Raw genomic sequence first — 22,597 nt, 5'->3', positions numbered from 1 at the left:
CGCATAGTCAAGAAAGGCGACCAGACCGGTTCCGATCGTCACCAGGACCGCAAGGGTCACGCACGCCCGTGATGGTGGAAAAGCGGGCACAAACCGGCTCCATTCGTGCGCCTGTCACAGGCATTACGAGAGCCACACTAAGGTTATAATTCCAAAGATTCGGTAAACCGTCGCAGAACGCTTATCACAGGTGCGTTCTGCAAAAAACATACGCTAGTATGAAGTGATTTGTTCGTGCGTTAATCAATTATGAGTGAATGGTTGGAACATGAAGTTCTCGCGACTCTGCAACCGCCGGCGCGGGGCGTGGTGCCGGCCTCGCGCGTCGCTCTGCCCGGTGGCGGCGGTCGTCCGCGCTCAGGCGCTCCAGTCCAGCCCGGCCGCGCGCATGCGCTCCCAGAAGGCGCGCTTCTGGCGGTGGCGGGCGGCGATGTCGCGACGGTGGACATCGGCCGGCGGATGACCGTCCCAGTCCGTCACCCGCGCCGACAGGCGGTCGGCCGCTTCGAGGTCGGCGACGGCGAACCCGTAGGCCGCGCCGTCGGCGGCGTCGAGGACGCCGTCGGCGAGGCGCCGGTGGAGCAGCACGGCGGCCAGCGGCTGGCGCGCCGCCAGCCGCTCGGCCAGCGGCCGCAGCATCCGGTAGAGGCGGGGATTGACGTCGTGCACCCGCTGGCGCAGCAGGGACGCGGCGGCGTCGAGGTCGAGGCCGGCCAGCAGCTCGAGGGCGCGGTGGATGTCGGCGTGGCGGCGCGCCGCCGCGACGGCCTCGGCCACCGCCGCCGCCCGCTCCGGCTCGGGCAGCCGGGCCAGGATGGCGTCGAGCAGGGTCGGCGACAGGGTGCGGGCGAACAGGGCGCGGCGCAGCGCCTGCGCCTCGTCCCGGCGGCCGAGCCGGTCGAGCACGGCGATCCGCAGCCGGTCCAGCTCGTCGCGCCGCCACGCCGGGGCGTCGGCGCGGCTGACCCGCTCCAGCGCCTCCTCGAGCCGGCCGGCGGCCATCAACCGCTCGCAGATGTCCCGGACGGCGCCGTCCTCGGTGCCGGCCTGCGCGTGCAGGGTGATGAAGCCGTCGAGATCGCCGCGGGCGTCGGCGATCTCGGTCAGGGCGCGGACGAGCTCCGCCTCGCAGGCGCCGGCGGGATCGCCCGGGACCGCCCCGAGACGGTGGCGGATCAGGCCTTCCAGCGCGTCGAGGCCGGCGGGCCCCAGGGCGTCGCGGAAGGCCGGCACGAGGTCGTCGCGCACGCCGTGGTCGTTCTCGGCGAACAGGTCGAAGACGCGTTCGGCGAGCCGGTGCGGGTGGCATCCCGGGACCGCCAGCCACGTCCGCCCGCAGTCGGCGAGCGCTTGGCGGAAGACGTCGGCCACCAGCCCGTCGGTGTCGTCGCAGCGCGCGAAGACGGCGCGGTCGAGCCGCAGCAGCCGGTCGAGCCGCTCGGCGGCCAGCCGCGGCGCCTGCGGCATCAGGTCGCCGAGGATGGCGCGGCGCAGCCGGTCGAGCGCGCGCGCCAGGCCGGCGGCGTCCGGACCGTCGTGGCGGCGGTGGTCCGCGGCGACGGCGGCGAGGGCGTCGTCCAGGCGGCGCGCGGCGATGTCGTGGCTGGCGAGGGCGGCTTCGTCCTGGTCGGTCATGGGGCTGTCCGTGCAACTCCTGGTCCGCGCGGCCGGGCGCCGGTGGGCGGCGAGGGCGGATGCCTGGTTTTGCCAGAGCCGGCAACGAAGATCAACGCTCGCAAAACCTCCGGCTCTGCACAACCGTGGACGCGGCGGAGCGGGCGGCGGCGCCTTCATGGGCCTCCGCTCCGGCGAGGGCGTCGGGATGGGAGGCGCACGCTTGTGCCGTAGGTTCGGTCGTCGCGGGCCCCCGTCACCGATCCTTCACCGACCCTCCCCCGGCGGAGCCGGGGGAGGGGCAAAGCGGCTCGCCCCCAGGGCGATGCGTGAGCCCGCCAATCCCCTTTCGAATAGGTTTTTTCCCTCGCCGGCTCAGCGGCTCGAGGGGCGTGCGCCAGAACGTGTGACCCCGCAAGCCCAAGCGGGGAGGTCGACGAATCCTCGAGCGCCGAGCCTCCCCCCTACACCCGCCCCTTCCAGGGCACCAGGCGGCGTTCCAGCCAGCGCATGGTGCAGTCGATCAGCAGGGCGATGACGCCGATGACGACGATGCCCATGATGACCACGTCGGTCACCAGGAAGCTCGACGCGTTCAGCACCATCTGGCCGAGGCCCTGGGTGGCGGCCACCATCTCCGCCGCCACCAGGGTGGTCCAGCCGAAGCCCATGCCGATGCGCATGCCGGTGAGGATCTCCGGCAGCGCCGCCGGCAGGACGACGAAGAGGATGGCCTGGCGGCGCGACGCCCCCAGGGAGCGCGCCGCGTGCAGCTGCTCCGCCGCCACCGAGCGCACGCCGGCCCGGGCGCTGAGCGCCAGCGGGGCGAAGATGGCGAGGTAGATCAGGATGATCTTCGACAGCTCGCCGATGCCGAACCAGATGACGATCAGCGGCAGATAGGCCAGCGGCGGCAGCGGCCGGTAGAACTCGATGGGCGGGTCGAACAGGCCGCGCACGACGCGGCTGATGCCCATGGCGATGCCGACGGGGATGGCGGTGGCGCAGGCCAGCGCGAAGGCGCTGAACACCCGGACCAGGCTCCACAGGGTGTGGCCGATCAGCGTGGTCTCGCCGTAGGGCTCGTTCAGCGTCTCCAGGAAGCGCTGCACCACCGCCTCCGGCGTCGGCAGGAAGATCGGCGGCACCCAGGCGAGGTGGGAGGCGATCCACCAGGCGCCGAGGATCAGCACGGTGGAGACCAGGCTGATCGGCAGCGTGCCGCCGTCGCCGGCGACGATCTCCTCCGACCGCTCCAGCCCGAGCAGGCGGCGCAGCGGCGGGCGGCGGCGGGGCGCCGCAGCGGGCGCCCCGCCGGACGCCGCGCCGGGCGTGGCGGCGGGGACGGCGGCGTCACTGCCGGTGGATGACATCGAGGATATCCTCCCGCAGGCGGATGAAGTCGGGCGAGGACTTGATGGCGCGCGCGCCGGCGCCGTCGACGTAGCGGCGGCTGAAGGGCGGCTCGTACTCGTGGACGATGCGGCCCGGCCGCGGCGACATGACGATCAGGCGGGTCGCCATGAACAGCGCCTCCTCCACCTCGTGGGTGATGAAGAAGGCCATCTTGCCGGTGGCGTGCCACACCTGCAGGATCTGCTCCTGCATGGCCTCGCGGGTGAAGGCGTCGAGCGCCCCGAGCGGCTCGTCCATCAGCATGATGTCGGGGTCGTTGGCGAGCACGCGGGCGAGGCCGACGCGCTGCTGCATGCCCCCCGACAGGCGCCAGACCGGCGCCCGGGCGAACGCCTCGAGCCCGACCAGCCGCAGCTTCTCCATGGCCACGGCGTGGCGGGTGCGCTTGTCGACCCCCGCCATCCGCAGGCCGAAGGCGGTGTTGTCGAGGACGTTCAGCCAGGGCATCAGGGCGTGCTTCTGGAACACCACGCCGCGGTCGCGGCCGGGCCCGGCGACCCGTTCCCCGTGCAGCAGGATCTCCCCCTCGGTCGGCCTGAGGAAGCCGGCGAGGCAGTTGAGCAGGGTCGTCTTGCCGCAGCCCGAGGCCCCCAGCGCCACCACGAAGTCGCCCTCGGCGATGGACAGGTTGACGTGGTCGAGAGCCCGCACCGTCTGCCCCTTGCCGAGCGAGAAGCTGACCGAGAGGTCGCGGATGTCGAGCCCGACGGGGGCGGCGGGACGCGCGTCCGGCGGCGGGCCGGCGACGTCGGCGATTCCGTTTGCGCGGAGCATGCGCGCCCCTCCTCTGCTGGTCCTACGGCTTGGCCGCCTCTTCGGCGAAGGCGGGGTTCACCCCGGCGCCGTAGTCCGGCAGGAGCTGGGTCAGCCGCTTCTGCTCCTTGAGGAAGGCCGAGGTGTCGGCCAGCGCCTTGGCCGCCCCGCCGCCCTTGCCGCCGCCCAGCCAGCGCTCGGAGGCCTGGACCGAGGCCGGGACGAAGCGGTAGAGGGCCAGCGTGTCGGGCACGTCCTCCGGCTTCATGCCGGTCAGCTTGGCGATGGCGGCGACCTCCTTGGAGTCCGGCGTCCACTTGTCCTTCTCGGAGCGGTAGCGCTCGTCGATGGCGGCGATCGTCTTGACGAAGGCCTTCATGAACTCCGGGTTCTCCTTGGCGAAGTCCTTCTGCACGACGATGCCGTCGAAGGTCGGCCGGCCCTTGTCGCTGAGGTCGCCCGAGGTGACCAGCACCGTGCCGTCCTGCTTGGCCTGGGCCAGCACCGGGTTCCAGATGAAGGCGCCGTCGATGTCGCCGCGCTGCCAGGCGGCGGCGATCTCGGCCGGGCGCAGGTTGAGCACCTGGACGTCGCCCGGCTTGAAGCCGAACTGGTCCAGGGCGAACATCAGGTGGTAGTGGCTGGTCGAGACGAACGGGGTGGCGACCTTCTTGCCCTTGAGGTCCTGCGGCGTCTTGATGCCGGCGCCGTTGCGCACGATCAGCGCCTCGGCCGCACCGATGTCGTCGAGGATCCAGAACAGCTCCAGCGGCAGGCCCTGGCTCAGCGCCGCGGCGACCGGGCTCGACCCCGCCTCGCCGATCTGCACGTCGCCCGACGCCATGGCCTTGATGACGTCGCCGCCGCCGCCGAACTGCCGCCAGTTGATGGTCCAGCCCGTCGCCTTCTCCAGGAGCTTGTCGGCCATGGCGACGCGCCAGGGAACGACCATGTCCTGGTAGGCGATGGTGACCTCCTTGTCCGCCGCCCGGGCTCCGGTGGCCGACACCATGGCGAGGACCAGGCCCGCCGCAACACCGCTGAAGAACCGCCGCATGTCTCGTTCTCCCTGGTTGGTGACGTGTGCTCTTCCGTGCCGCGTCAGGACGCCTCCCCCAGCACCCGGCGCAGCAGGGTCCCCATCCGTTCGACCTCCGCCTCGGTCATGACGAAGGCCGGGGCGAGGATCAGGCAGTCGCCGGTCGCCTTGACGTGCAGGCCGGCGTCGAACAGCGCCTTCTGGACGCGGTGGCCGCGCAGGCCAGGCTTGCCGTCCTTGACCGCGAGGTCGATGCCGCCCAGCAGGCCGTAGCCGCGGATGTCGGTGACGAGCGGCAGGTCCCCCAGGCCGAACAGCATCTCCAGGAACGCCGGCGACAGGCGCGCGCCCTGCTCGAACAGGCCGCCCCGCTCGTAGAGATCGAGCGCCGCCAGCGACGCCGCGCAGGCCGCGGGGTGGGCCGACCAGGTGTAGCCGTGGAAGAACTCCACGCCGTCGTCCGCCGCCGCCTCGACGATGGTGTCGTGGATGGCGCGGCGCACCGCCACCGCCCCCATGGGCTGGGCGCCGTTGGTGATCGCCTTGGCCATGGTGATGACGTCCGGCACCACGCCGAAGCTGTCGGCGGCGAACGGCTTGCCGGTGCGCCCGAAGCCGCAGATCACCTCGTCGAACACCAGGAGGATGCCGTGGGCGTCGCAGATCTCGCGCAGCCGCTCCAGGTAGCCGCGCGGCGGCACCAGCACGCCGGTCGAGCCGGCGATCGGCTCGACCACGCAGGCGGCGATGGTGTCGGCGCCGTAGAGCGCCACGGCGCGCTGCAGGTCCTCGGCGAGCTCCGCCCCGACCGGCGGCATGCCCTTGACGAAGCGGGTCTCGGGCAGCCAGGTGTGGCGCATGTGGACGGCGGCCGGCAGGCCGAAGCCGAAGGTCTGGCGGTTGCGCACCATGCCGCTGAGCGCCACGCCGCCGAAATTGACGCCGTGGTAGGCGCGCTCGCGCGACACGAACAGGGTGCGCTGCCCCTGGCCGCTGGCGCGGTGGTAGGCCAGCGCGATCTTCATGGCGGTGTCCACCGCCTCCGACCCGGAATTGACGAAGAACACGCGGTCGAGCCCGCGCGGCAGCAGCCGGCTCAGCCGCTCCGCCAGCGCGAAGGCGCCGGGATGGCCGCGGGTGAAGCTGGAGGTGTAGTCCAGCTCGAGGAGCTGGCGGTGCACGGCGTCGGCGATCTCGCGGCGGCCGTGTCCGGCCGGCGTGGTGAACAGGCCGGAGCAGCCGTCGAGGACCGGCCGCCCGGCGGGGTCGTAATAGTGGACCCCTTCGGCCCGCACGACCATCTTCGGGTCGCGCTTGAAGTCGCGGTTGGCGGTGAAGGGCATCCAGTGCTGGTCGAGGGAAACCCCGTCGGCGGCGGGGCGCTGGGCGGCCCTGGTCGCGGGGCCGGCAAGGGTCGTGGTGGACGGCATGGGTCGTAACCTCCCCTCCATGTTCCGGCCAGTGTGACGGAGGCGGCGGCGGCGGGTAGATCCAGTTCGGGGAAAAGCATGGGTCCAAAGTCGGATCCGTGCCGTCCGCGTCTCGGAATCCGAGCGGCGGGAGTCCGGATTCCGATGGCGGGCGGCGGACGCGCCGTGCCAAGCTGGGGCCCGCGAACCGCCGGAGCTCACCCATGGACCCTGCCGCCCTGTTGCCGACCTTGGCGCTGGCCGCCGTCGCGGTGGCGCTCGGCGGCTTCGTCAAGGGGGCGCTCGGCATCGGCCTGCCGCTGGTGTCGGTGCCGGTGATGGCGCTGGTCATGCCGGTGCACCAGGCGGTCGGGCTGATCGTCGTGCCGGTGATCGTCACCAACGTCTGGCAGTCGCTCCAGGGCGGGCACGCGCGCCAGGTGGTGCGGCGCTTCTGGCCGCTGATGGCGGCGCTGGTGGCGACCATCCTGGTGACCGGACGGGCCATGGTGGCGCTCGATCCCGCCGTGCTGAACCCGGTGCTGGGGGTGGCGGTGATCCTGGCCGCCCTGCCGATCCTGGTGGAGGTGGTGCCGACCGTCCCGGCGCGGGCCGAGCGCTGGGCGGGGCCGCTGGTGGGCTGCATCGCCGGCGGGCTGGGCGGCCTGTCGTCGTTCTTCGGGCCGCCGATCGCCATCTACCTGCTCAGCCTGAAGCTGACGAAGGACGTGTTCGTCGCCGCCGTGGCGCTGCTCTACCTCAGCGGCATGCTGGGCCTGCTGGTGGCGCTGGCCGCCAGCCGGGTGCTCGACGCGCCGCTGCTGGCCGCCTCGGCCCTCTCGCTGCCGCCGGCCGCCGCCGGCATGGCGGCCGGCACCTGGCTGCGCCGCCGCATCGACCAGGAGCGGTTCCGCAAGCTGGTCGCCGGCGTCCTCATCCTCATCGGCCTGTCCTTCGCCTGGCGGTCCTTCGCCTGACGCCGTTCGCCCGACGCCGTTCGCCCGACGCCGTTCGCCCGCCCCCTTTCGCCCACCCCCTTTCGCTCGGTGGCCCCATTGCGCCGCATCACGGCGCCCCTACGTATAGCGCCGTGAAAACTGCGTGCGGAGGGGATGCGTGACCGTCGTCGAGCTCGTGGCCGGCCTCGTGCTGCTTCTGGTGGGCGGCGAGGCCCTGGTGAAGGGGAGCGTCGGCGTGGCGACGCGTCTGGGGGTCTCGCCGCTGCTGATCGGCCTGACCCTGGTGGGCTTCGGGACATCGACGCCGGAGCTGGTGACCAGCCTGCGGGCCGCCCAGCTGGGGGCGCCGGGGATCGCCATCGGCAACGTGGTCGGCTCCAACATCGCCAACGTGCTGCTGATCCTCGGCATGGCGGCGCTGCTGCTGCCGATGGCGACGTCGAAGGACGCGTTCCGGCGCGACGGCACGGTGCTGATGGGCGCCTCGATGCTGCTGCTGCCGGTGGCGCTGCTGGGCGTCGTCGACCGCTGGGTCGGCCTGCTCTTCCTCGTGCTGCTGTTCGCCTACACCGTTCACACCTACCGCAGCGAGCGCCGGCCCGACGCCGGCGTGCCGGGCGACGCGCCGGCCGCCGGCATGCCGGTCTGGCTGGGCGGCGCCATCGCCCTCGCCGGCATCGCCGCGGTGGTCTTCGGCGCCGACCTGCTGGTGGGCGCCGCCATGGTGCTGGCCCGCGCCGCCGGCGTGTCGGAGACGGTGATCGGCCTGACCCTGGTGGCGGTGGGCACCTCGCTGCCGGAGCTGGCGACCTCCGTCATGGCGGCGCTGCGCCGCCAGAGCGACGTCGCCTTCGGCAACATCGTCGGCTCCAACATCTTCAACATCCTCGGCATCCTCGGCGTGACCGCGGCGGTGAGCCCGATCCCGGTGCCGCCCGAGATCGCCGGCTTCGACATCTGGGCGATGCTGGCGGCGGCCCTGCTGCTGGTCGGCTTCGCCGTCACCGGCTGGCGCATCTCGCGCTGGGAGGGGGCGGCCTTCCTGGCCGCCTACCTCGCCTACGTCGCGGTGCAGGTGTCACCCGGCGCCCGGGCGACGCTCGGCATCGCCTGACGACGCCTGCGCTCCGGCCCGCGCGACGGCCCGGCCCCCTCACCACCGGGCCCCCTCACCACCGGTAGGTCAGGGTGGCGAGGATCTGGCGGCGGTTGCCGTAGAACACGGTGTCCTCGTAGAAGCCCGGCGTCTCGTACACCGTGTCGGTCAGGTTGGTGGCGTTGACGGCGATGCTGGCTCCGGCGAGGTCCGGCCGCAGCGCACCGAGGTCGTAGCGCAGCGCGGCGTCGAACAGGGTGTAGTCGGACACCTTGACCGTGTTCGAGGCGTTGTAGGAGCCGCCGACGTAGCGCACGCCGGCCCCCAGGCCGAGCCCGCGCAGGGGGCCGGAGGCGAAGGTGTAGTCGGCCCACAGCGCCGCCGTGTGGCGCGGCACCGCGGACGGCGTCAGGCCGACATTGCTGGCGGCGGAGCCGGCGGCCGGGTTGTCCTCGGTGATCTCCGCGTCGGTGAAGGCGTAGGAGGCGACCAGGCTCAGCTCCTCCGTCACGTCCATCTTGCCCTCCACCTCGACGCCGCGGCTGCGCACCTCGCCCTCCTGCACGGAGAAGCCGGAGTAGAGCGGGTCGTTGGTGACGACGTTGCGCTGCGTCAGGTGGTACAGGGACACCGTGACGACGCTGGTCCAGCCGGCCGGCTGGTATTTCAGGCCGACCTCGTACTGGGTGCCGGTGGTCGGCTTGAACATGCCGCCGCCGCGCTCGGGGGCGTAGGTGCCGCTGGTGGGCTGGAACGAGGTGGCGACGCTGGCGTAGGGCGCCAGCCCGTTGTCGAACAGGTGGACCACGCCGGCGCGGCCGGTGAACTCGTGGTCGCTCGACGACTGCTTCGTGCCGGCGAGATAGTCGGTCTCCTCGTTCCTCACCCAGTCGTGGCGGCCGCCCAGGGTCACCACCCAGCGCCCGAAGCGGAGCTGGTCCTGCAGGTAGACGCCGACCTGGTCGACGGAGCTCTTGGCGTCGACCCAGGGATCGCCGAACACGAAGTCGGTGACGCCGTAGACCGGATCGAAGATGTCGATGACGGCCTCGTTCAGCGAGTTCCGCCGCGATTCCTTGCCCCAGTAGGTGCCGTAATCGACGCCGGCGAGCAGCGCATGGGCGACCGGCCCGGTGGCGACCCGGCCCTCGACGGCGGTGTCGATCAGGATGCTGCGGGTCTCCTTGGGGCGCTCCTGGATGCCGATGGGATAGTATCGGCCGTCCACCAGCGACACCGGCCAGGTGTTGGGATAGGCGGAGCGGAAGTCGGCGTCGGTGTGCAGGTAGCGGGCGTTCTGACGCACGCTCCAGTCGTCGGAGAAGGCGTGCTCGACCTCGTAGCCGATGGACTCGTTGCGGACGTTCCACTCGGACAGGCCGGGCTCGCCGAAATAGACGTCGGTGCCGATCCGGCCCTTGGGGTTGTCGTAGAGGCTGCCGACCATCGGGATGCTCTGCTCGGCGCCGCTCAGGGTCAGGTCGAGATAGCTGGCCAGCAGCGTCAGCCGGGTGCGGTCGGTGGGCCGGACGGTGAGCGCCGGGGCGACGTAGACGCGGTCGTCGGGCGCGTGGTCGATCTGGGTCCCGGAATCGCGGCCGAGCGCGGTCAGCCGGTACAGCCAGCGCCCCTCGCCGTCGAGCGGCCCGCCGAGGTCGGCCGCCGCCTGGCGGCGGTCGAAGCTACCGCCCTGGAGCTGGATCTCGTGCAGCGGCGTCTCGGTCGGCCGCTTGGTGGTGAGGTTGACCAGGCCGCCCGGCGTCGCCTGGCCGAAGAGGACCGACGACGGTCCCTTCAGCACGTCGATGCGGTCCAGGCCGTAGGGCTCGACCGTCGTGTCGTACGGGTTGAAGCTGGCGCGCAGGCCGTCGCGGTAGAGGCTGAACAGCCCGCTGTCGCGGAAGCCGCGCATGTAGACGTCGGGCGCCCCGGGGCCGCCGGGATAGTCGACCACCCGCACGCCCGGCGTGTAGGCGAGCGCGTCGTTGAGGTCGTCGGCGCCGCGCCGCTCCAGTTCCTTGGCGGTGACCACCGACACCGACTGCGGGATCTCCAGCAGCGGCGTGTCGGTCTTGGTGCCGGTGGCGCTGGCCCCGGCGACGTAGTCGTCGGCGGCGCCCCGGCCGCCACGCGGGCCCCCCTGCCCTTCCACCGTCACCGGGTCGAGGGTCATCGCCCCGTCGGTCGGCCGCAGCAGGGTCACCGACGCCGGGCCGGTGAAGCGCCAGGCGATGCCGGTGTCGGCCAGCACCGTCCGCAGCGCCTCCTCGGGCGTGGCGGTGGCGCGCAGGCCGGCGCTCTGCCGGCCGGCGACGGTGTCGGGCGCGTAGGCGATCTGCAGGCGCGCCTGGCGGCCGAGCGCGGCCAGCACGTCGGCCAGCGGCCCCGCCGGAATGTCGAAGCCGACCCGGCGCGCCGTCGCGACGGCGGGGCCGTCCTGCGGCCCGTCCTGCGCCCGGGCCGCCGGCAGCAGCCCGCCCGCCAGCACCGCCCCCAGGCACGCCGCCACCACCACCCGGCCGGCGGATGCCCCGCCGACCGCACCCTGTCCGAACCCCATGCCGCCCCCTTGGTCTTCCGATCGTCCGGCGTCGCGTTTGCGTGTGCGACGCATTCTCAAGGTCCAGGACGGACGAGGGGGGCAGGTTTCAACAGCGGCGGCAAAAAAAGTCGCTCAGCCCGCGTCGACCAGCAGCAGCCAGCCGGCGAGCCGCCGCACGCGGCCGCCGTAGGGCTGCACGGCGGCGCGCAGGGCCGCCTCCGGCTGCCGCAGGTCGAAGACGCCGCTGACCGGGCGGCGGCCGAAGTCGGCGTCGAGGACGAGGATGCGGCCGGCGTACCAGCGCTCCAGCTCGCCGGCGACGGCGGCGATCGGCCGGCGGTCGACCATCAGCATGCCGTCGCGCCAGGCGGCGACCTGGTCGGGGACCGTGCGGCCCTGCCGCACCCCGCCCTCGCCCGCCGCCAGCCAGTCGCCGGGGCCGAGCGACGGCGGGGCGGCGGCCGCGGCGGCGTCGGTGCCGGCGGCGATCTCGGCCAGGGCGTGGCCGCGGATCATCGACACCGACGCCGCGCCGTCCTGGTGCCGCAGCTCGAAGGCGGCGTCGGCCGTCTGCACCCGCAGCCGGCCGGCGCCGGCGGTGAGCGGCCGGTCGGGGTCCGTGCGCGCCTCGACGTAGGCCATGCCGTCCAGCATGTCGAGCCGCCCGCCGCCGCCGTCCCGGGCGATCCGCACCACGCTGTCCGGGCCGAGCGTCACCCGGCTGCCGTCGCCGAGGGTGAGGTCGCGGAGTTCGGCGGTGCCCGTCACCGTGTCGCCGCGCAGGCCATGCAGCACCGGCGGCGCCAGCAGCAGGCCGCCGGCCCCGGCGGCCAGCGCGCCGGCCCCGGCGAGCACCGCCCGCCGCCCCGGCCGCCGGGCCGGGCGGCCGCGCGGCGCGGCGCCGGGGCTGGGCGGCAGGGCTCCGGCGACGCGCCACACCCGCTCCGCCTCGGCCCAGGCGGCGGCGTGGGCCGGGCTGCGGGCGCACCAGCGCCGCGCCTCCCGCTCGGTGTCGGCGGGGTGCGGCAGCGCCTTGGCGCGGATCACGGCCTCGATCGCCTCCTGCCAGAGCGCGTCGCCGGCCGGCGGTGTCGCGGGATGGTGGGACACGGGGGGATCAGGCCTCCGGAGCCTCGTTCAGCGCCTGGCGCAGCGCGGCGTAGCCGTCGTGGATCATACGCCACACCACGGTCACCGACACCCCCAGCTCGCGGGCGATCTCGGTCTGGGTGCGGCCGCCCAGGCGGTGCATCTCGAAGGCGCGGCGGGTGCGTTCCGGCAGCGCCGCGATGGCCGCCATGGCGCGGGCCAGCTCCTCGCGGTCGGCGGCGGCGGTTTCCGGCGAGGGCGCCGGGGCGGGCAGGCCCGCCAGCACCGCGTCGCCGTCGGCGGCCGGCCGGGCGACCCGGCCGTGGCGGTGGTGGTCGATCGCCAGGCGGGCCGCCGTGGTGAAGAGATAGGCGCCGGCGTCCTTGACCTCCACGGCCGCCGGCGCCCCGCGCATCAGCCGCATGAAGCACTCCTGGACCAGGTCGGCGGCGTCCTCGCGGCAGGGCACGCGGCGGCACAGGTAGCGCATGAGGTCGTCGCGGTACCGCCGGAACAGCCCGTTGACGTCGAGCGTAGCCACCACCGTCGCGCCCCCTGCCGTTCGCCCCGCCTGCAGCGGCCAGCCTTAGCCGACTTGCGAATAATTCGCAATAGCGACGGCGGGGTTCGCCCGGGCGGCCGTCAGGCGCCGCCGTCGTCGAGTCCGGCGCGGCGGTGGGCGGCCCTGGCCAGGACCGACCAGTCCCTGTCCGCCCACCCCTGCTCGATCGCCGCGCGCATGGTCTCGCGGACGACCTCGGCGGCGGGCAGCGCGGCGCGCTTGGCGTCGGCGGCGTCGAGCGCCAGGGTGACGTCCTTGAGGCCGAGGGTGAGCGTGAAGCCCGGCTCGTAGCGGCCGGCGGCGATGAAGCCGCCGTAGCGCTGGTAGCTCGGGCTGGCGAACAGCGTGTTGGTGACGATGTCGAGGAAGTCGGCCGCCTTCAGGCCGTAGCTCTCGGTCAGCGCGGTCGCCTCGCCCATCGCCTCGATGGCCAGCGCGATCATCAGGTTGCCGGCGATCTTGGCGATGTTGGCGCGCTTGGGGTCCGTGCCGAGGCGCCACGTCGCCCTGCCCATGGCGTCGAGCAGCGGCTGGACCGTGGCAACGGCGGCGTCGTCGCCGGCGACGACGATGTTCAGTTCGGCCTTCGCCGCCACCGCCGGCACGCCGAACACGGGGGCGGCCACGTAGCCGAGGCCGGCGGCGCGGTGGCGCTCGTGCAGCTCGTCGGCGAGGGCCGGCGAGATCGTCGCCATCATGACGTGGACGCAGCCCGGGCGGGCGCGCGCCAGCGCCCCGGAGTCGAGGATCACGCCGCGCACCGCCGCGTCGTCGGACAGCATGGTCACCACGGCGTCGTTGTCGAAGGCCTTCGCCGGGTCGTCCAGGACCGTGACGTTCCGCAGCGCCTCCGCCGCCGTCCGGCTGCGGTTCCACACCGCCAGGCGGTGGCCGGCCGTGACCAGGTGCGGCGCCATCGCCGCGCCCATGCTGCCGATGCCGATAAAGCCGACGTCCATCTCTGCGCTCTCCTGAAGGTGAGGTAAGGTGAGGTTTGTCGGGTGCGGCGCCATCGCCGCGCGCCTACCGGGCGGGGCGCCCGGCGCCCGGCCACAGGCGCACGGCCAGGGCGGCCAGCGCGGCGGCGGTGGCGACGGCGGCGACGCCCGTCCAGCCCGAGGCCGCCAGCGCCTGGCTGCCGATCCCCGCGCCGGCCGCCATGCCGATGAACATGACCACCATCAGCACGGCGTTGAGCCGGCTGCGCGCCGCCGGGTCGATGCCGTAGACGATGGTCTGGTGGGCGATCAGCGACGCCTGGAACCCGAGATCGAAGCCGATGACGGCGGCGACGATGAGCCACAGGCGGGCGCCGGCCGGCAGCCAGGGCACCAGCGCCATCGCCGCGAACGACACCGCCACCAGGCCGGCGCCCAGGCGGGCCACCCGTTCGGGGCCGCGGCGGTCGGCGAGGCGGCCGGCCACCGGCGCGGCCAGGGCGCCGGCGGCGCCGGCCAGGCCGAACGCCCCCGCCACGGCCGGGCCGAGGTGGAAGGGGGCGCCGTGCAGCATCACCGCCAGGGTCGACCAGAACGCGCTGAAGCCGACGGCCAGCAGCCCCTGCGCGAGCGCCGCGCGGCGCAAGGCGCGGTGGCGGGTCCACAGCAGCGCCAGCGACCCCAGCAGGGCGCCGTAGCTCATGTCGGTGGTCGGCGCGAAGCGCGGCAGGCCCCGCCACAACGCCACCGCCAGGACGGCGGTGCCGGCGGCGGCGGCGGCGAACACGGCGCGCCAGCCGAAGGCCTCGGCGCCGACGCCGCTCACCACCCGCGACAGCAGGATGCCCAGCAGCAGCCCGGTCATCACCGTGCCGACCACCCGGCCGCGGTGCTCGGCGGGCGCCAGGGTGGCGGCGGCCGGCACGATGTCCTGGGCCAAGGTGGCCGCCAGCCCCACCAGCAGGCTCGCCGCCAGCAGCGGGCCCAGCGACGACGTGACGGCGGCCAGCAGCAGACCGGCGCTCAGCAGCGCGGCCTTGGCCACGATGATGCGGCGCCGGTCGTAACGGTCGCCCAGCGGCGCCAGCAGCAGCAGGCCCAGCGCGTAGCCGAACTGGGTCAAGGTCGGCACCCAGCCCATGGCGCGGTCGCCGGCGTGGAGGTCGGCCCCCAGCACCCCCAGCATGGGCTGGTTGTAGTAGATCGCCGCCACCGCCGAGCCCGCCCCGACGGCGAGCAGCAGGACGAGCGGGAGGGAAAGGTCCGTCGCGGCGGCGGCCGGCCTTCCATGCGTAACGGGAATGGCGTCCATGACGGCAGATCCTTGGGAATCCGGAACGGCACGGAGTATGGCCGCCGGATCGGGCGAATGGTAGTCGCCGCGGGCGCAGAATTGTTATACGCTTGACGTATGAGCCTGGAGTCCTTCGCCGCCGCCGGCGCCGACCGCATCGCCCTGCTGCAGACCTTCGTGCGCATCGTCGAGGCCGGCAGCCTGTCGGCGGCCGCGGCGCAGCTCGGCAGCACGCAGCCCACCGTCAGCCGCCGGCTGCAGGCGCTGGAGCGGGCGCTGGGCGTGCGGCTGCTGCAGCGCTCGACCCACGCCATGAAGCTGAGCGACGACGGCGCCCGCTGCTACGAGCGGGCGAAGGACCTGATCGCCGCCTGGCAGACGCTGGAGAGCGACGTGCGCGGCGCCGACGACGAGCCGGCCGGCGTGCTGCGGGTGGTGGCGCCGCACGCCTTCGGCCAGCAGCAGCTCATCGGTCCGCTGGCGGGCTACCTGCGGCGCTATCCGCGCATGACGGTGGAGTGGCTGCTGCACGACCGCATGCCGGACTTCGTCGCCGACGGCATCGACTGCGCCGTCCGGGTCGGCGAGGTGCACGATCCGTCCGTCGTGGCGGTCCGCCTGGGCGAGGTGGCGCGCATCGTCGTGGCCGCGCCGGAGGTCCTGGGCGGTGCTCCGCCGCCGACCCATCCGGCCGGTCTGGCGCGGCTGCCCTGGCTGGCGTTGCGGACCTTCTATCGCGACGAGGTGACGCTGACCCACATCGTCACTGGCGAGACGGTGCGCTTTCCCATCCGGCCGCGGCTCTCCACCGACGGGCTGTGGGCCCTGCGCAGCGCCGCGGTGCAGGGGGTCGGCGCCGGCATCGTCTCGACTTGGGCGCTGGGGGAGGATCTGGCGGCCGGCCGTCTGCTGCACCTGGCGCCGCAGTGGCGGGCGCCGCCGTTGCCGGTGCACCTGGTCTACCCGCCGGCGCGCTTCCAGCCGGCGCGGCTGCGCCGCTTCGTCGAATCCATGCGGGCCGTGCTGCCGGACGCCATCGCCACGCCGCACGGCTGACCGGCCGGCATCCCGGGCTGGCGCTTGGGCAGGACGCCACTCTCACCCATCTCTTCCTGGATGCGGGGGAACCCCCCATCCGAGCGTTGCCGAACCGGTCAGGAGGATGCAGTGACCGTCCGTGTGGATGAGTGCGGATCCCGATCCGGCATCGTGGCCGCGACCGGCGATCCCCTCAGCGACATCCTGGCCCTGGTGGGCGCCCGCTGCGTCCGGCCGGGCCGCTTGGCGGCGGGCGGGGCCTGGGCGCTGCGTTTTCCGCCGCCGCAGACGGTCAAGTTCATCGCCGTCGCCGCGGGCGGCTGCTGGCTCGCCACCGAGGGAGGAGCCGCGCCCCTGTTCCTGGCGTCCGGCGACGTCGTCATGCTGGCCGCCGGGCAGCCCTTCACGCTCGCCGGCGACCTGGCCGTGCCGCCGGCCGACGGTGCCCGGCTCTTCGCCGGCGCCCGCGACCACGTCGGCACGGTCGGCGACGGACGCGACGTCCTCGCCGTCGGCGGCCACGTCGTGCTGGACGCCGAGCGCGGCGGCCTGCTCGCCGAGCTGTTGCCGCCGGTGCTCCGGGTCCGCGGCGACGCGCCGGACGCGGCGAGCATGCGCTGGCTGCTCGACCAGCTCGTGACGGAGGCCGCCGCCGACCGGCCGGGCGCCGTGCTGGCGTCGGAACGGCTGGCGCAGCTCGTGCTCGTCCACGTCCTGCGCGCCCACCTCGCCGCCGGCGGACCGCCCGGCGGGGGATGGGTGGGCGCCCTGCGCGACCCCCGCATTGCCCGGGCGGTGCGCCTGATGCACCGCGAGCCGGGCCGGCCCTGGCGGCTCGGCGAGCTGGCGCGCGAGGCCGGCATGTCGCGGACGAGCTTCTCCCAGCGCTTCAAGGCGGCGACCGGGGTCGCTCCCCTCGCCTATCTGCTGAACTGGCGGGTGCGACTGGCCGAGCGCGCGCTCAGCGACGGCACGACGCCGGTGTCCGCCCTGGCCCTGTCGCTCGGCTACGCCTCCGAGAGCGCCTTCAGCGCCGCCTTCAAGCGGGTGGCCGGGGTGGCCCCCCGGCACTACCGCGCGCGCACCGCCGGGACCGGCCGTCCGGCGCAGGCCGTCCGGAGCGGGATCGCTCCAGGTGCTTCCACCTGGAGCGATCCCGCTCTAGATACAAATGTTTAGAGCAAGATCGCCGTTGGCCGGATCGGCCAGAGGCGATCTTGCTCAGGCCTGCGCCGTCGGGCGGACGACGATCTCGCCGACGTCGACGTCAGGCGGCTGGTCGATGGCGTAGGCGATGGCGCGGGCGACCGCATCGGGCGGCATCGCCATCCGGTCGCGCGCCGCTTCGAGCTGGGCCTTCACCGTCGGGCTGGTCACGCCGTCGGCGAAGTTCGTGCGGACGAAGCCGGGCGAGACGACGGTGACCCGCAAACGCTCGCCCGCCTCCTGCCGCAGGCCCTCGCAGATGGCGCGCACGGCGAACTTGGTGCCGGAATAGACGGCCTGGTTGGGCACGGTCTTGTGGCCGGCGGTCGACGCCACGGTGACGAAATGCCCGGCTCCCTGCTCGCGGAAGACCGGCAGCGCCGCGGCGATGCCGTAGAGGACGCCCTTGATGTTGACGTCGACCATCGCCTCCCAGTCCGCCACCCGCAGCTCGTCCAGCGGGGACACCGGCATGACGCCGGCGTTGCTGACGAGCACGTCGAGGCGGCCGAAGCGCCGGCGGGCGAGGTCGACGAGGGCGGCGAGGTCGTCGCGCCGCGTCACGTCGGTGGCCGCGTAGGCCGCCGCACCGCCGTCCCGCTCGATGCGGTCGGCGAGGGCCGCCAGGCGGTCCTCGCGGCGGGCGGCGAGCACGACCTTGGCGCCGTGCCGGGCGAGCCGGAGCGCCGTCGCCTCGCCGATGCCGCTGCTGGCGCCGGTGATGGCGACGACCTTGGGGTCCGATGGGGTGTTCATGGCCGGTCTCCGTTGGTTTCCCCGACCGTACGCCGGCGGCCCCGGATGAAGAATGCGCGGGCGTCCGCGAGATCCGCGCGATCGTCCGCAACCGGCCGGTCACGCGGCGACGCGCGTCCCCCGGGCGAGCCAGCGCACCAGCCCGGGCCGCGCGCCGGCGGCGGCCACCGCCAGCGCCGGCAGGCCGGGCAGCGCCTGCAGCCGCGCCGCGCCCTGCGCCAGCGCCACCTGCCCGGCGTAGGGCGCGCCGTCCGCGGCGGCACGGCCGTCGGCGATGGCGGCGGCGGCGCGGCGGGCGGAATCCAGGGCGATCGCCATGCCGTCGCCGCAGAAGCTGGGGATCACCGCGAGCTGGTCGCCGACCCGGTGCGGCCCCGTCCCGGCGCCGCGGTGCACCCAGCCATAGGGCAGCCCGGCCACCGCCAGCGGCCGGCGCCAGCGGGGTTCCCCGCCGGACAGGCGCACCGCCAGCAGGGCCGAGCCGGCCGCCGCGTGCCCGACCAGGGCCCGCCAGTCGCGGCCCAGGCGCGCGTAAGCCGCGGCGTCGACCACCAGGCACAGGTTGGCGCCGCCGTCGGCGGCCGGCTGCAGCCCGGCGTAGCCGCCGGCGAACAGGTGCACCTCGACATGGCCGTCCAGCGCCCGCCGCTGCGCCGGGGCGAGCGTCCAGTACTGCTTGAAGCCGATGCAGGAGGAGGCCGGCCGGCGGTGGCCGTGCAGGTCGTGCTTGCCGGTCGCCAGGACCGCCGCCGCCGCCGCGACCTCCGTGTCGCCGAGGCGGGCGCGCACGCCGGCTCCGTCCGCCTCCAGGCGCCGCACGGCGAGACCGCGGCGGACCTCGGCGCCGTGGCCGCGGGCGGCCGCCAGCAGCGCCTCGTCGAGGACGTCGCGGCCGAGCGCGAAGGCGGGGAACGGCAGCGCCGCGGCGGCGTCCCGCCGCCCATGGGCGAGGCGCACCCGCTCCACCGGCTGGGCGCCGAGAGCCGGCGGGTCGACGCCGAGCGCGCGCATCAGCGCCGCCGCCTCGCCGCTGAGGAACTCGCCGCACACCTTCTGGTGCGGCCCGGCGGTGCGCTCGGCCAGCAGCACGCGCCGGCCGGCGCCGGCCAGCCAGGCCGCCGCCGCCGCACCCGCCGGGCCGCCGCCGGCCACCAGCACGTCGGACACCACTGGGTCGGTCACCGGATGCGCCCGACGCACAGGCGGAAGGGAACGAACCACGCCACCCGCGCCGCCGCCCCCAGCCCGGCCCCGGCCAGCAGCCGGGTCCAGTCGTCGCGGGTGAAGGCGCGTGCCACCGACACCGGCGCGTCGTGCACCACGAGGCGGCTGACCGGCAGCACCGCCACCGCCGCGCGCACCGCCGCCAGCGGCACGGCGTGGCGGTGCAGGTCGTTGACGAACCAGCCGAGGCGCGCCCGCCCCTCCATCCAGCGCAGGAAGGCGACGAGCTGCCCGTCGTCCAGGTGGTGGGCGAAGAGCGAGCTGACGATCACGTCGGGCCGCTCGTCCTCCGGCAGGGCGAAGAGGTCAGCGGTGAGGTAGCGGATGGCCGGCCCGTCGGGCGCCGCCTCCCGCGCCGCACGCGCCGACCACGGGTTCAGGTCGACGCCGGTCAGCTCCACCGCGACGCCGCGCCGGGCCGCCCAGCGGTGGATGCGCCGCAGCATGTCGCCGTGGCCGGAGCCGGCGTCGAGCACCCGCAGCGGCGTCCCCCGGCCGTGGCGCGCCACCACCCGGTCGAGCCAGCGCAGCGTCGGCCGGTAGGCGCCGGTGGCGCGGTTGATCGCCTCGAGGTGGCGCAGGCAGGTGCGGAACTCGGCGTAGGCCACCGGCTCGGTGTCCATCAGCTCCGGCACCAGCCGCCGCCGGGGCAGGTCGAGGAAGGCCATGGCGGCGCCCTCAGGCGGCCATGCGGAAGGTCATGGTCTCGGCGGTCAGCCCCGGCCCGAAGGCCAGCGCGCAGCCAGCACCGTTGCCGCCGATGCCGGTGGCGCGGAAACGGTCGAGCATCCGCTTCAGCACGAACATGACGGTGGCCGAGGACATGTTGCCGAAGTCGCGCAGCACGGCGCGGGAGTCGGCCAGCCGCTCGCGGTCGAGCCCGGCCGCCTCCTCCACCGCGTCGAGGATCGAGCGGCCGCCGGGGTGCACGGCCCACAGCTCGACGTCGTCGACCCCGCGCCCGCCCAGGATGTCCGGCAAGGCCCCCGGCAGCCCGGCCGCCAGGGTGCCGGGCACCGCCCCGGAGAGGTGCATGTCGAACCCCTGGGAGCCGATCCGCCAGGTGATCTGCCCCGCCGCCTCGGGCATCACCACGGCGCGGAAGCCGTCGAGCGCGATCCCCTCGGGCTCTCCGCTCACCAGGGCGGCGGCGCAGCCGTCGCCGAAGATCAGGAAGCTGAGCACGGTCTCCAGGTCCGGGCTCTCCTGGAGGTGGAGCGTGCACAGCTCCAGGTTCACCACCAGCACCCGCGCCGCCGGCTCGGAGCGGACGACGTGACGGGCCAGCTTGAGCGCGTTCATCGCGGCGTAGCAGCCCATGAAGCCGACGATCGTGCGTTCCACCCCGCGGTCCAGGCCCAGCCGCTCGGCGAGCTGGAGGTCGAGGCCGGGGGCGTAGAAGCCGGTGCAGGACGCGACGATCAGGTGGGTGATCCCGGCCCGCTCCGCGGCGCCGAGGTCGAGCGCCCGCACCGCCGCCAGCGCCAGCTCCGGCGCCTCCTCCTCGTAGCGGCGCATGCGCGCGGCGGTGTCGGGGAAGGCGCCGCGGACGTAGAAGCCGCCGCGGTCGAAGCCGCCGTCGCCCGCCGCCTCGAACACCGACCAGCGCCGTTCGATGCCGCAGCGTTCGGCCATGCGGGCGAACAGGCGGCGGGCCCGCGGGTCGGGCAGCAGGGTCTGGGCGGTGACGACGAATTCGGCGTGGATGTCGTGGGATGGCACGGCCGTCCCGATGCGGTTGAGGTAGGCGGCCATGCCCGGCTCCGGCTGGTGGGTCTCACCCGCAGGCAACGCGCGGCGGCCGCCGAGGGTCCCTCACGACCGCTTGGCCGCCGCCTTCCGCCAGGGCCAGCGCCCCTCGATCTCCACCTCCAGCGAGAAGCTGAGGAAGGTGCGGATGACGACGATGAGGGCGAGGACGGCGAGGTTGCTCAGGGTCGGCTCGACGGCGACCGTGCCGATGATGTCGGCGGCGACCAGGAACTCCAGCCCCAGCAGGATGCCGCGCGCCAGGCTGGTGCGCAGCAGGTGGTAGGCCTCGCCCCACGCCACCCCGCGGCCGAGCTGCACCGCGAAGACCACCAGGGCGACGGCGGCGCCCAGCACGATCACCGCCACCCCCGCCCCCTCGATGACGGTGGAGATGGCGTGCAGGGCGGCGTCGAACCATTCCGGCGAGGCGGCCTCGGCGGCCGGGGCCAGGCTGTCCTCCATGGGGCTCCTCCGCGTCCGTTCCCATCGGCCAACGGGCGCCGCGCGGCGGGAGTTCCCCGGATCAGCCGGCGCCGTAGCGGCGCGCCGCCTCCAGGGTCAGCCCCTGCCCGACCGAGCCGAAGGTGTCGCCGGCGACGGTGCGGGCCTGCGGCAGCGGCGCGACGATGGCGGCGCGCACGTGCGGCAGCAGGGTGGAGCCGCCGGTCAGGAAGACGGCGTCGATGCGCCCGGGCGCCGTCCCGGCCATGGCGAGGCAGGCGTCGATGCGCTCGCCGATGCGGGCGGCGAGGCTCCGCGTCGCTTCCACCAGGTCGCGCGCCGCCAGCTCCGCCGTCCCGGCGTGGTCGGCGAAGTCGAGCGGCAGGGCGGCGCGGCCCTCGCCGGACAGGGCGATCTTGGCGCGCTCCACGTCCATCGCCAGGGCATGGCCGCGGCGCTGCTCCACCACGTCGATCAGCCGGCCGATCAGGTCCGGCCGGGCGCTGTCGCGGTGCAGGCGCTGCAGCTCGGCCAGCGCCTTGCCGGTGTAGAGGAAGTTGATCTTGGCCCAGGTGGCGAGGTCGAGGAACGGCCCCTTCGGCGCCACCAGCCCGGACCGCTTCATCGGGCTGCCGTAGCCGAGGTGCGGCATCACCGTGGCGATCGACAGGTCGCGGTCGAAGTCGGTGCCGCCGACGCGGATGCCGTCGTTGGCCAGGATGTCGGTGGCCCGCTCCGTGCGGGCGCGGCGCTCCGGGCCGAGGCGGACGATGGAGAAGTCGGAGGTGCCGCCGCCGATGTCGGCGATCAGCGCCAGCTCCTCGCGCTCCACCTGGCGCTCGTAGTCGAGGGCGGCGGCGATCGGCTCGTACTGGAAGGAGACCTCGGCGAAGCCGACGGCGCGGGCGATGTCCGCCAGCGCCGCCTCGGCCGCGGCGTCGGCCTCCGGGTCGCCGTCGACGAAGTGCACCGGGCGGCCGTGCACCACCGTCTCCAGGGGGCCGCCGGCGGCGGCCTCGCCGCGCCGGCGCACCTCGGCGAGGAAGGTGGCGATCACCGTGCGGAAGGCGATGCGGCGGCCGTTGAGCGGGGTGTCCGCGTCGATCAGGTCGGTGCCGAGCGCCGACTTGATGGAGCGCATGAGCCGCCCCTCCTCCCCCGCCACGTAGGCGTCGACGGCGGCCCGCCCGAAGACGGTGGCGCCGCTCTCGAAATCGAAGAAGAGGGCGCTCGGCAGGGTCGTGTGGCCGCCCTCCAGCGGCAGCAGCCGGGCGTCGGCGCCCGCCGCGGCGGCGCCGAGCGTCGTGTTGGACGTGCCGAAGTCGAGGCCGCAGGCCGCCATGCTGTCCTCCCCGCGTGCAAAGGGGGCGAGCCTATAGCGGGGATCGGCGGCGGGATCAATCTTTCCTCGCGCCGCGCCGGACCGTTCTTCCGGCCGGCCGGCACTGACAGAGATGGATCGCGGTACT

At 74.4% G+C, this 22,597-nt stretch carries 20 protein-coding genes; 4 read left to right on the top strand and 16 right to left on the bottom strand.

What is annotated here, in order from left to right; translation table 11 throughout:
* Positions 1-357: 357 nt before the first annotated feature.
* The 5 genes from ACSBPG_RS24265 to ACSBPG_RS24245 form a co-directional block, all read right to left on the bottom strand.
* Positions 358-1,635, bottom strand: coding sequence for a DUF6880 family protein (locus ACSBPG_RS24265; RefSeq protein WP_435539810.1), 1,278 nt, complete (start codon positions 1,633-1,635; stop codon positions 358-360).
* Between the two features lie 443 nt (positions 1,636-2,078).
* Positions 2,079-2,987, bottom strand: coding sequence for an ABC transporter permease subunit (locus ACSBPG_RS24260; RefSeq protein WP_435539809.1), 909 nt, complete (start codon positions 2,985-2,987; stop codon positions 2,079-2,081).
* The gene (locus ACSBPG_RS24255; protein ID WP_435539808.1) at positions 2,968-3,804 is read right to left on the bottom strand and encodes a taurine ABC transporter ATP-binding protein; all 837 of its coding nucleotides are present in this window, start codon (positions 3,802-3,804) and stop codon (positions 2,968-2,970) included. The genes ACSBPG_RS24260 and ACSBPG_RS24255 overlap by 20 nt, the downstream gene beginning before the upstream one ends.
* A gap of 22 nt (positions 3,805-3,826) precedes the next feature.
* Positions 3,827-4,840 (bottom strand): taurine ABC transporter substrate-binding protein, encoded by a 1,014-nt coding sequence (gene tauA, locus ACSBPG_RS24250; RefSeq protein ID WP_435539807.1) that lies wholly within the window; start codon positions 4,838-4,840, stop codon positions 3,827-3,829.
* 44 nt (positions 4,841-4,884) lie between these two features.
* Positions 4,885-6,252 carry an aminotransferase class III-fold pyridoxal phosphate-dependent enzyme gene (locus ACSBPG_RS24245; protein WP_435539806.1) on the bottom strand — a complete coding sequence of 456 codons (1,368 nt, stop codon included), beginning with the start codon at positions 6,250-6,252 and terminating at the stop codon, positions 4,885-4,887.
* 203 nt (positions 6,253-6,455) lie between these two features.
* Between ACSBPG_RS24245 and ACSBPG_RS24240 the strand changes: the two genes are divergently transcribed.
* Together ACSBPG_RS24240 and ACSBPG_RS24235 are read left to right on the top strand one after the other, a co-directional pair.
* Complete coding sequence (locus ACSBPG_RS24240) at positions 6,456-7,208, top strand: sulfite exporter TauE/SafE family protein (RefSeq protein ID WP_435539805.1); 753 nt, start codon at positions 6,456-6,458, stop codon at positions 7,206-7,208.
* Positions 7,209-7,347: 139 nt separating this feature from the next.
* Positions 7,348-8,304 (top strand): calcium/sodium antiporter, encoded by a 957-nt coding sequence (locus ACSBPG_RS24235; RefSeq protein ID WP_435539804.1) that lies wholly within the window; start codon positions 7,348-7,350, stop codon positions 8,302-8,304.
* 55 nt (positions 8,305-8,359) lie between these two features.
* Here ACSBPG_RS24235 and ACSBPG_RS24230 read toward each other — a convergent pair whose 3' ends face one another.
* From ACSBPG_RS24230 to ACSBPG_RS24210, 5 genes are all read right to left on the bottom strand, one after another.
* Positions 8,360-10,846 (bottom strand): TonB-dependent siderophore receptor, encoded by a 2,487-nt coding sequence (locus tag ACSBPG_RS24230; RefSeq protein WP_435539803.1) that lies wholly within the window; start codon positions 10,844-10,846, stop codon positions 8,360-8,362.
* 114 nt (positions 10,847-10,960) lie between these two features.
* A complete protein-coding gene (locus tag ACSBPG_RS24225; protein WP_435539802.1) occupies positions 10,961-11,938 on the bottom strand; it encodes a FecR family protein in 978 nt (325 codons plus the stop codon).
* Positions 11,939-11,945: 7 nt separating this feature from the next.
* Positions 11,946-12,458 (bottom strand): RNA polymerase sigma factor, encoded by a 513-nt coding sequence (locus tag ACSBPG_RS24220; protein ID WP_435539801.1) that lies wholly within the window; start codon positions 12,456-12,458, stop codon positions 11,946-11,948.
* A gap of 101 nt (positions 12,459-12,559) precedes the next feature.
* Positions 12,560-13,438, bottom strand: coding sequence for an NAD(P)-dependent oxidoreductase (locus tag ACSBPG_RS24215; protein WP_435539800.1), 879 nt, complete (start codon positions 13,436-13,438; stop codon positions 12,560-12,562).
* 64 nt (positions 13,439-13,502) lie between these two features.
* Positions 13,503-14,729 (bottom strand): MFS transporter, encoded by a 1,227-nt coding sequence (locus tag ACSBPG_RS24210; protein WP_435539799.1) that lies wholly within the window; start codon positions 14,727-14,729, stop codon positions 13,503-13,505.
* 99 nt (positions 14,730-14,828) lie between these two features.
* Here ACSBPG_RS24210 and ACSBPG_RS24205 point away from each other — a divergent pair, with 99 nt between their 5' ends.
* Together ACSBPG_RS24205 and ACSBPG_RS24200 are read left to right on the top strand one after the other, a co-directional pair.
* On the top strand, positions 14,829-15,767 hold the full coding sequence (locus tag ACSBPG_RS24205; protein WP_435539798.1) for a LysR substrate-binding domain-containing protein: 939 nt from the start codon (positions 14,829-14,831) through the stop codon (positions 15,765-15,767).
* A 153-nt stretch (positions 15,768-15,920) separates the two neighbouring features.
* Entirely contained in the window at positions 15,921-16,928 is a 1,008-nt protein-coding gene (locus ACSBPG_RS24200; protein WP_435539797.1) for an AraC family transcriptional regulator, read from the top strand.
* A gap of 42 nt (positions 16,929-16,970) precedes the next feature.
* Here the strand turns inward: ACSBPG_RS24200 and ACSBPG_RS24195 are convergent, their stop codons facing one another.
* The 6 genes from ACSBPG_RS24195 to ACSBPG_RS24170 all read right to left on the bottom strand — a co-directional run bounded on the left by ACSBPG_RS24195 (position 16,971) and on the right by ACSBPG_RS24170 (position 22,470).
* Positions 16,971-17,711, bottom strand: a complete 741-nt coding sequence (locus ACSBPG_RS24195; protein WP_435539796.1) for an SDR family oxidoreductase — start codon at positions 17,709-17,711, stop codon at positions 16,971-16,973.
* 99 nt (positions 17,712-17,810) lie between these two features.
* The gene (locus tag ACSBPG_RS24190; RefSeq protein WP_435539795.1) at positions 17,811-18,893 is read right to left on the bottom strand and encodes an FAD-dependent monooxygenase; all 1,083 of its coding nucleotides are present in this window, start codon (positions 18,891-18,893) and stop codon (positions 17,811-17,813) included.
* The gene (locus ACSBPG_RS24185; RefSeq protein WP_435539794.1) at positions 18,890-19,603 is read right to left on the bottom strand and encodes a methyltransferase domain-containing protein; all 714 of its coding nucleotides are present in this window, start codon (positions 19,601-19,603) and stop codon (positions 18,890-18,892) included. Before ACSBPG_RS24185 ends, ACSBPG_RS24190 begins: the two co-directional genes overlap by 4 nt.
* Before the next feature lie 10 nt (positions 19,604-19,613).
* A complete protein-coding gene (locus tag ACSBPG_RS24180) occupies positions 19,614-20,690 on the bottom strand; it encodes a type III polyketide synthase (RefSeq protein WP_435539793.1) in 1,077 nt (358 codons plus the stop codon).
* Positions 20,691-20,750: 60 nt separating this feature from the next.
* On the bottom strand, positions 20,751-21,149 hold the full coding sequence (locus ACSBPG_RS24175; RefSeq protein WP_435539792.1) for a DUF1622 domain-containing protein: 399 nt from the start codon (positions 21,147-21,149) through the stop codon (positions 20,751-20,753).
* Positions 21,150-21,210: 61 nt separating this feature from the next.
* A complete protein-coding gene (locus ACSBPG_RS24170; protein ID WP_435539791.1) occupies positions 21,211-22,470 on the bottom strand; it encodes an Hsp70 family protein in 1,260 nt (419 codons plus the stop codon).
* Positions 22,471-22,597: the final 127 nt, after the last annotated feature.

The sequence above is a fragment of the Azospirillum sp. ST 5-10 genome (assembly GCF_051225715.1).
GTDB lineage: Bacteria > Pseudomonadota > Alphaproteobacteria > Azospirillales > Azospirillaceae > Azospirillum.
This window is presented reverse-complemented; position numbering and strand designations above follow the sequence as displayed.

Bases quoted from the DNA above. Each gene is read 5' to 3' on its own strand.
- ACSBPG_RS24265 (WP_435539810.1), bottom strand. From the start codon at position 1,635: ATGACCGACCAGGACGAAGCCGCCCTCGCCAGCCACGACATCGCCGCG.
- ACSBPG_RS24260 (WP_435539809.1), bottom strand. From the start codon at position 2,987: ATGTCATCCACCGGCAGTGACGCCGCCGTCCCCGCCGCCACGCCCGGC.
- ACSBPG_RS24255 (WP_435539808.1), bottom strand. From the start codon at position 3,804: ATGCTCCGCGCAAACGGAATCGCCGACGTCGCCGGCCCGCCGCCGGAC.
- tauA (WP_435539807.1), bottom strand. From the start codon at position 4,840: ATGCGGCGGTTCTTCAGCGGTGTTGCGGCGGGCCTGGTCCTCGCCATG.
- ACSBPG_RS24245 (WP_435539806.1), bottom strand. From the start codon at position 6,252: ATGCCGTCCACCACGACCCTTGCCGGCCCCGCGACCAGGGCCGCCCAG.
- ACSBPG_RS24240 (WP_435539805.1), top strand. From the start codon at position 6,456: ATGGACCCTGCCGCCCTGTTGCCGACCTTGGCGCTGGCCGCCGTCGCG.
- ACSBPG_RS24230 (WP_435539803.1), bottom strand. From the start codon at position 10,846: ATGGGGTTCGGACAGGGTGCGGTCGGCGGGGCATCCGCCGGCCGGGTG.
- ACSBPG_RS24215 (WP_435539800.1), bottom strand. From the start codon at position 13,438: ATGGACGTCGGCTTTATCGGCATCGGCAGCATGGGCGCGGCGATGGCG.
- ACSBPG_RS24210 (WP_435539799.1), bottom strand. From the start codon at position 14,729: ATGGACGCCATTCCCGTTACGCATGGAAGGCCGGCCGCCGCCGCGACG.
- ACSBPG_RS24205 (WP_435539798.1), top strand. From the start codon at position 14,829: ATGAGCCTGGAGTCCTTCGCCGCCGCCGGCGCCGACCGCATCGCCCTG.
- ACSBPG_RS24195 (WP_435539796.1), bottom strand. From the start codon at position 17,711: ATGAACACCCCATCGGACCCCAAGGTCGTCGCCATCACCGGCGCCAGC.
- ACSBPG_RS24185 (WP_435539794.1), bottom strand. From the start codon at position 19,603: ATGGCCTTCCTCGACCTGCCCCGGCGGCGGCTGGTGCCGGAGCTGATG.
- ACSBPG_RS24180 (WP_435539793.1), bottom strand. From the start codon at position 20,690: ATGGCCGCCTACCTCAACCGCATCGGGACGGCCGTGCCATCCCACGAC.
- ACSBPG_RS24175 (WP_435539792.1), bottom strand. From the start codon at position 21,149: ATGGAGGACAGCCTGGCCCCGGCCGCCGAGGCCGCCTCGCCGGAATGG.
- ACSBPG_RS24170 (WP_435539791.1), bottom strand. From the start codon at position 22,470: ATGGCGGCCTGCGGCCTCGACTTCGGCACGTCCAACACGACGCTCGGC.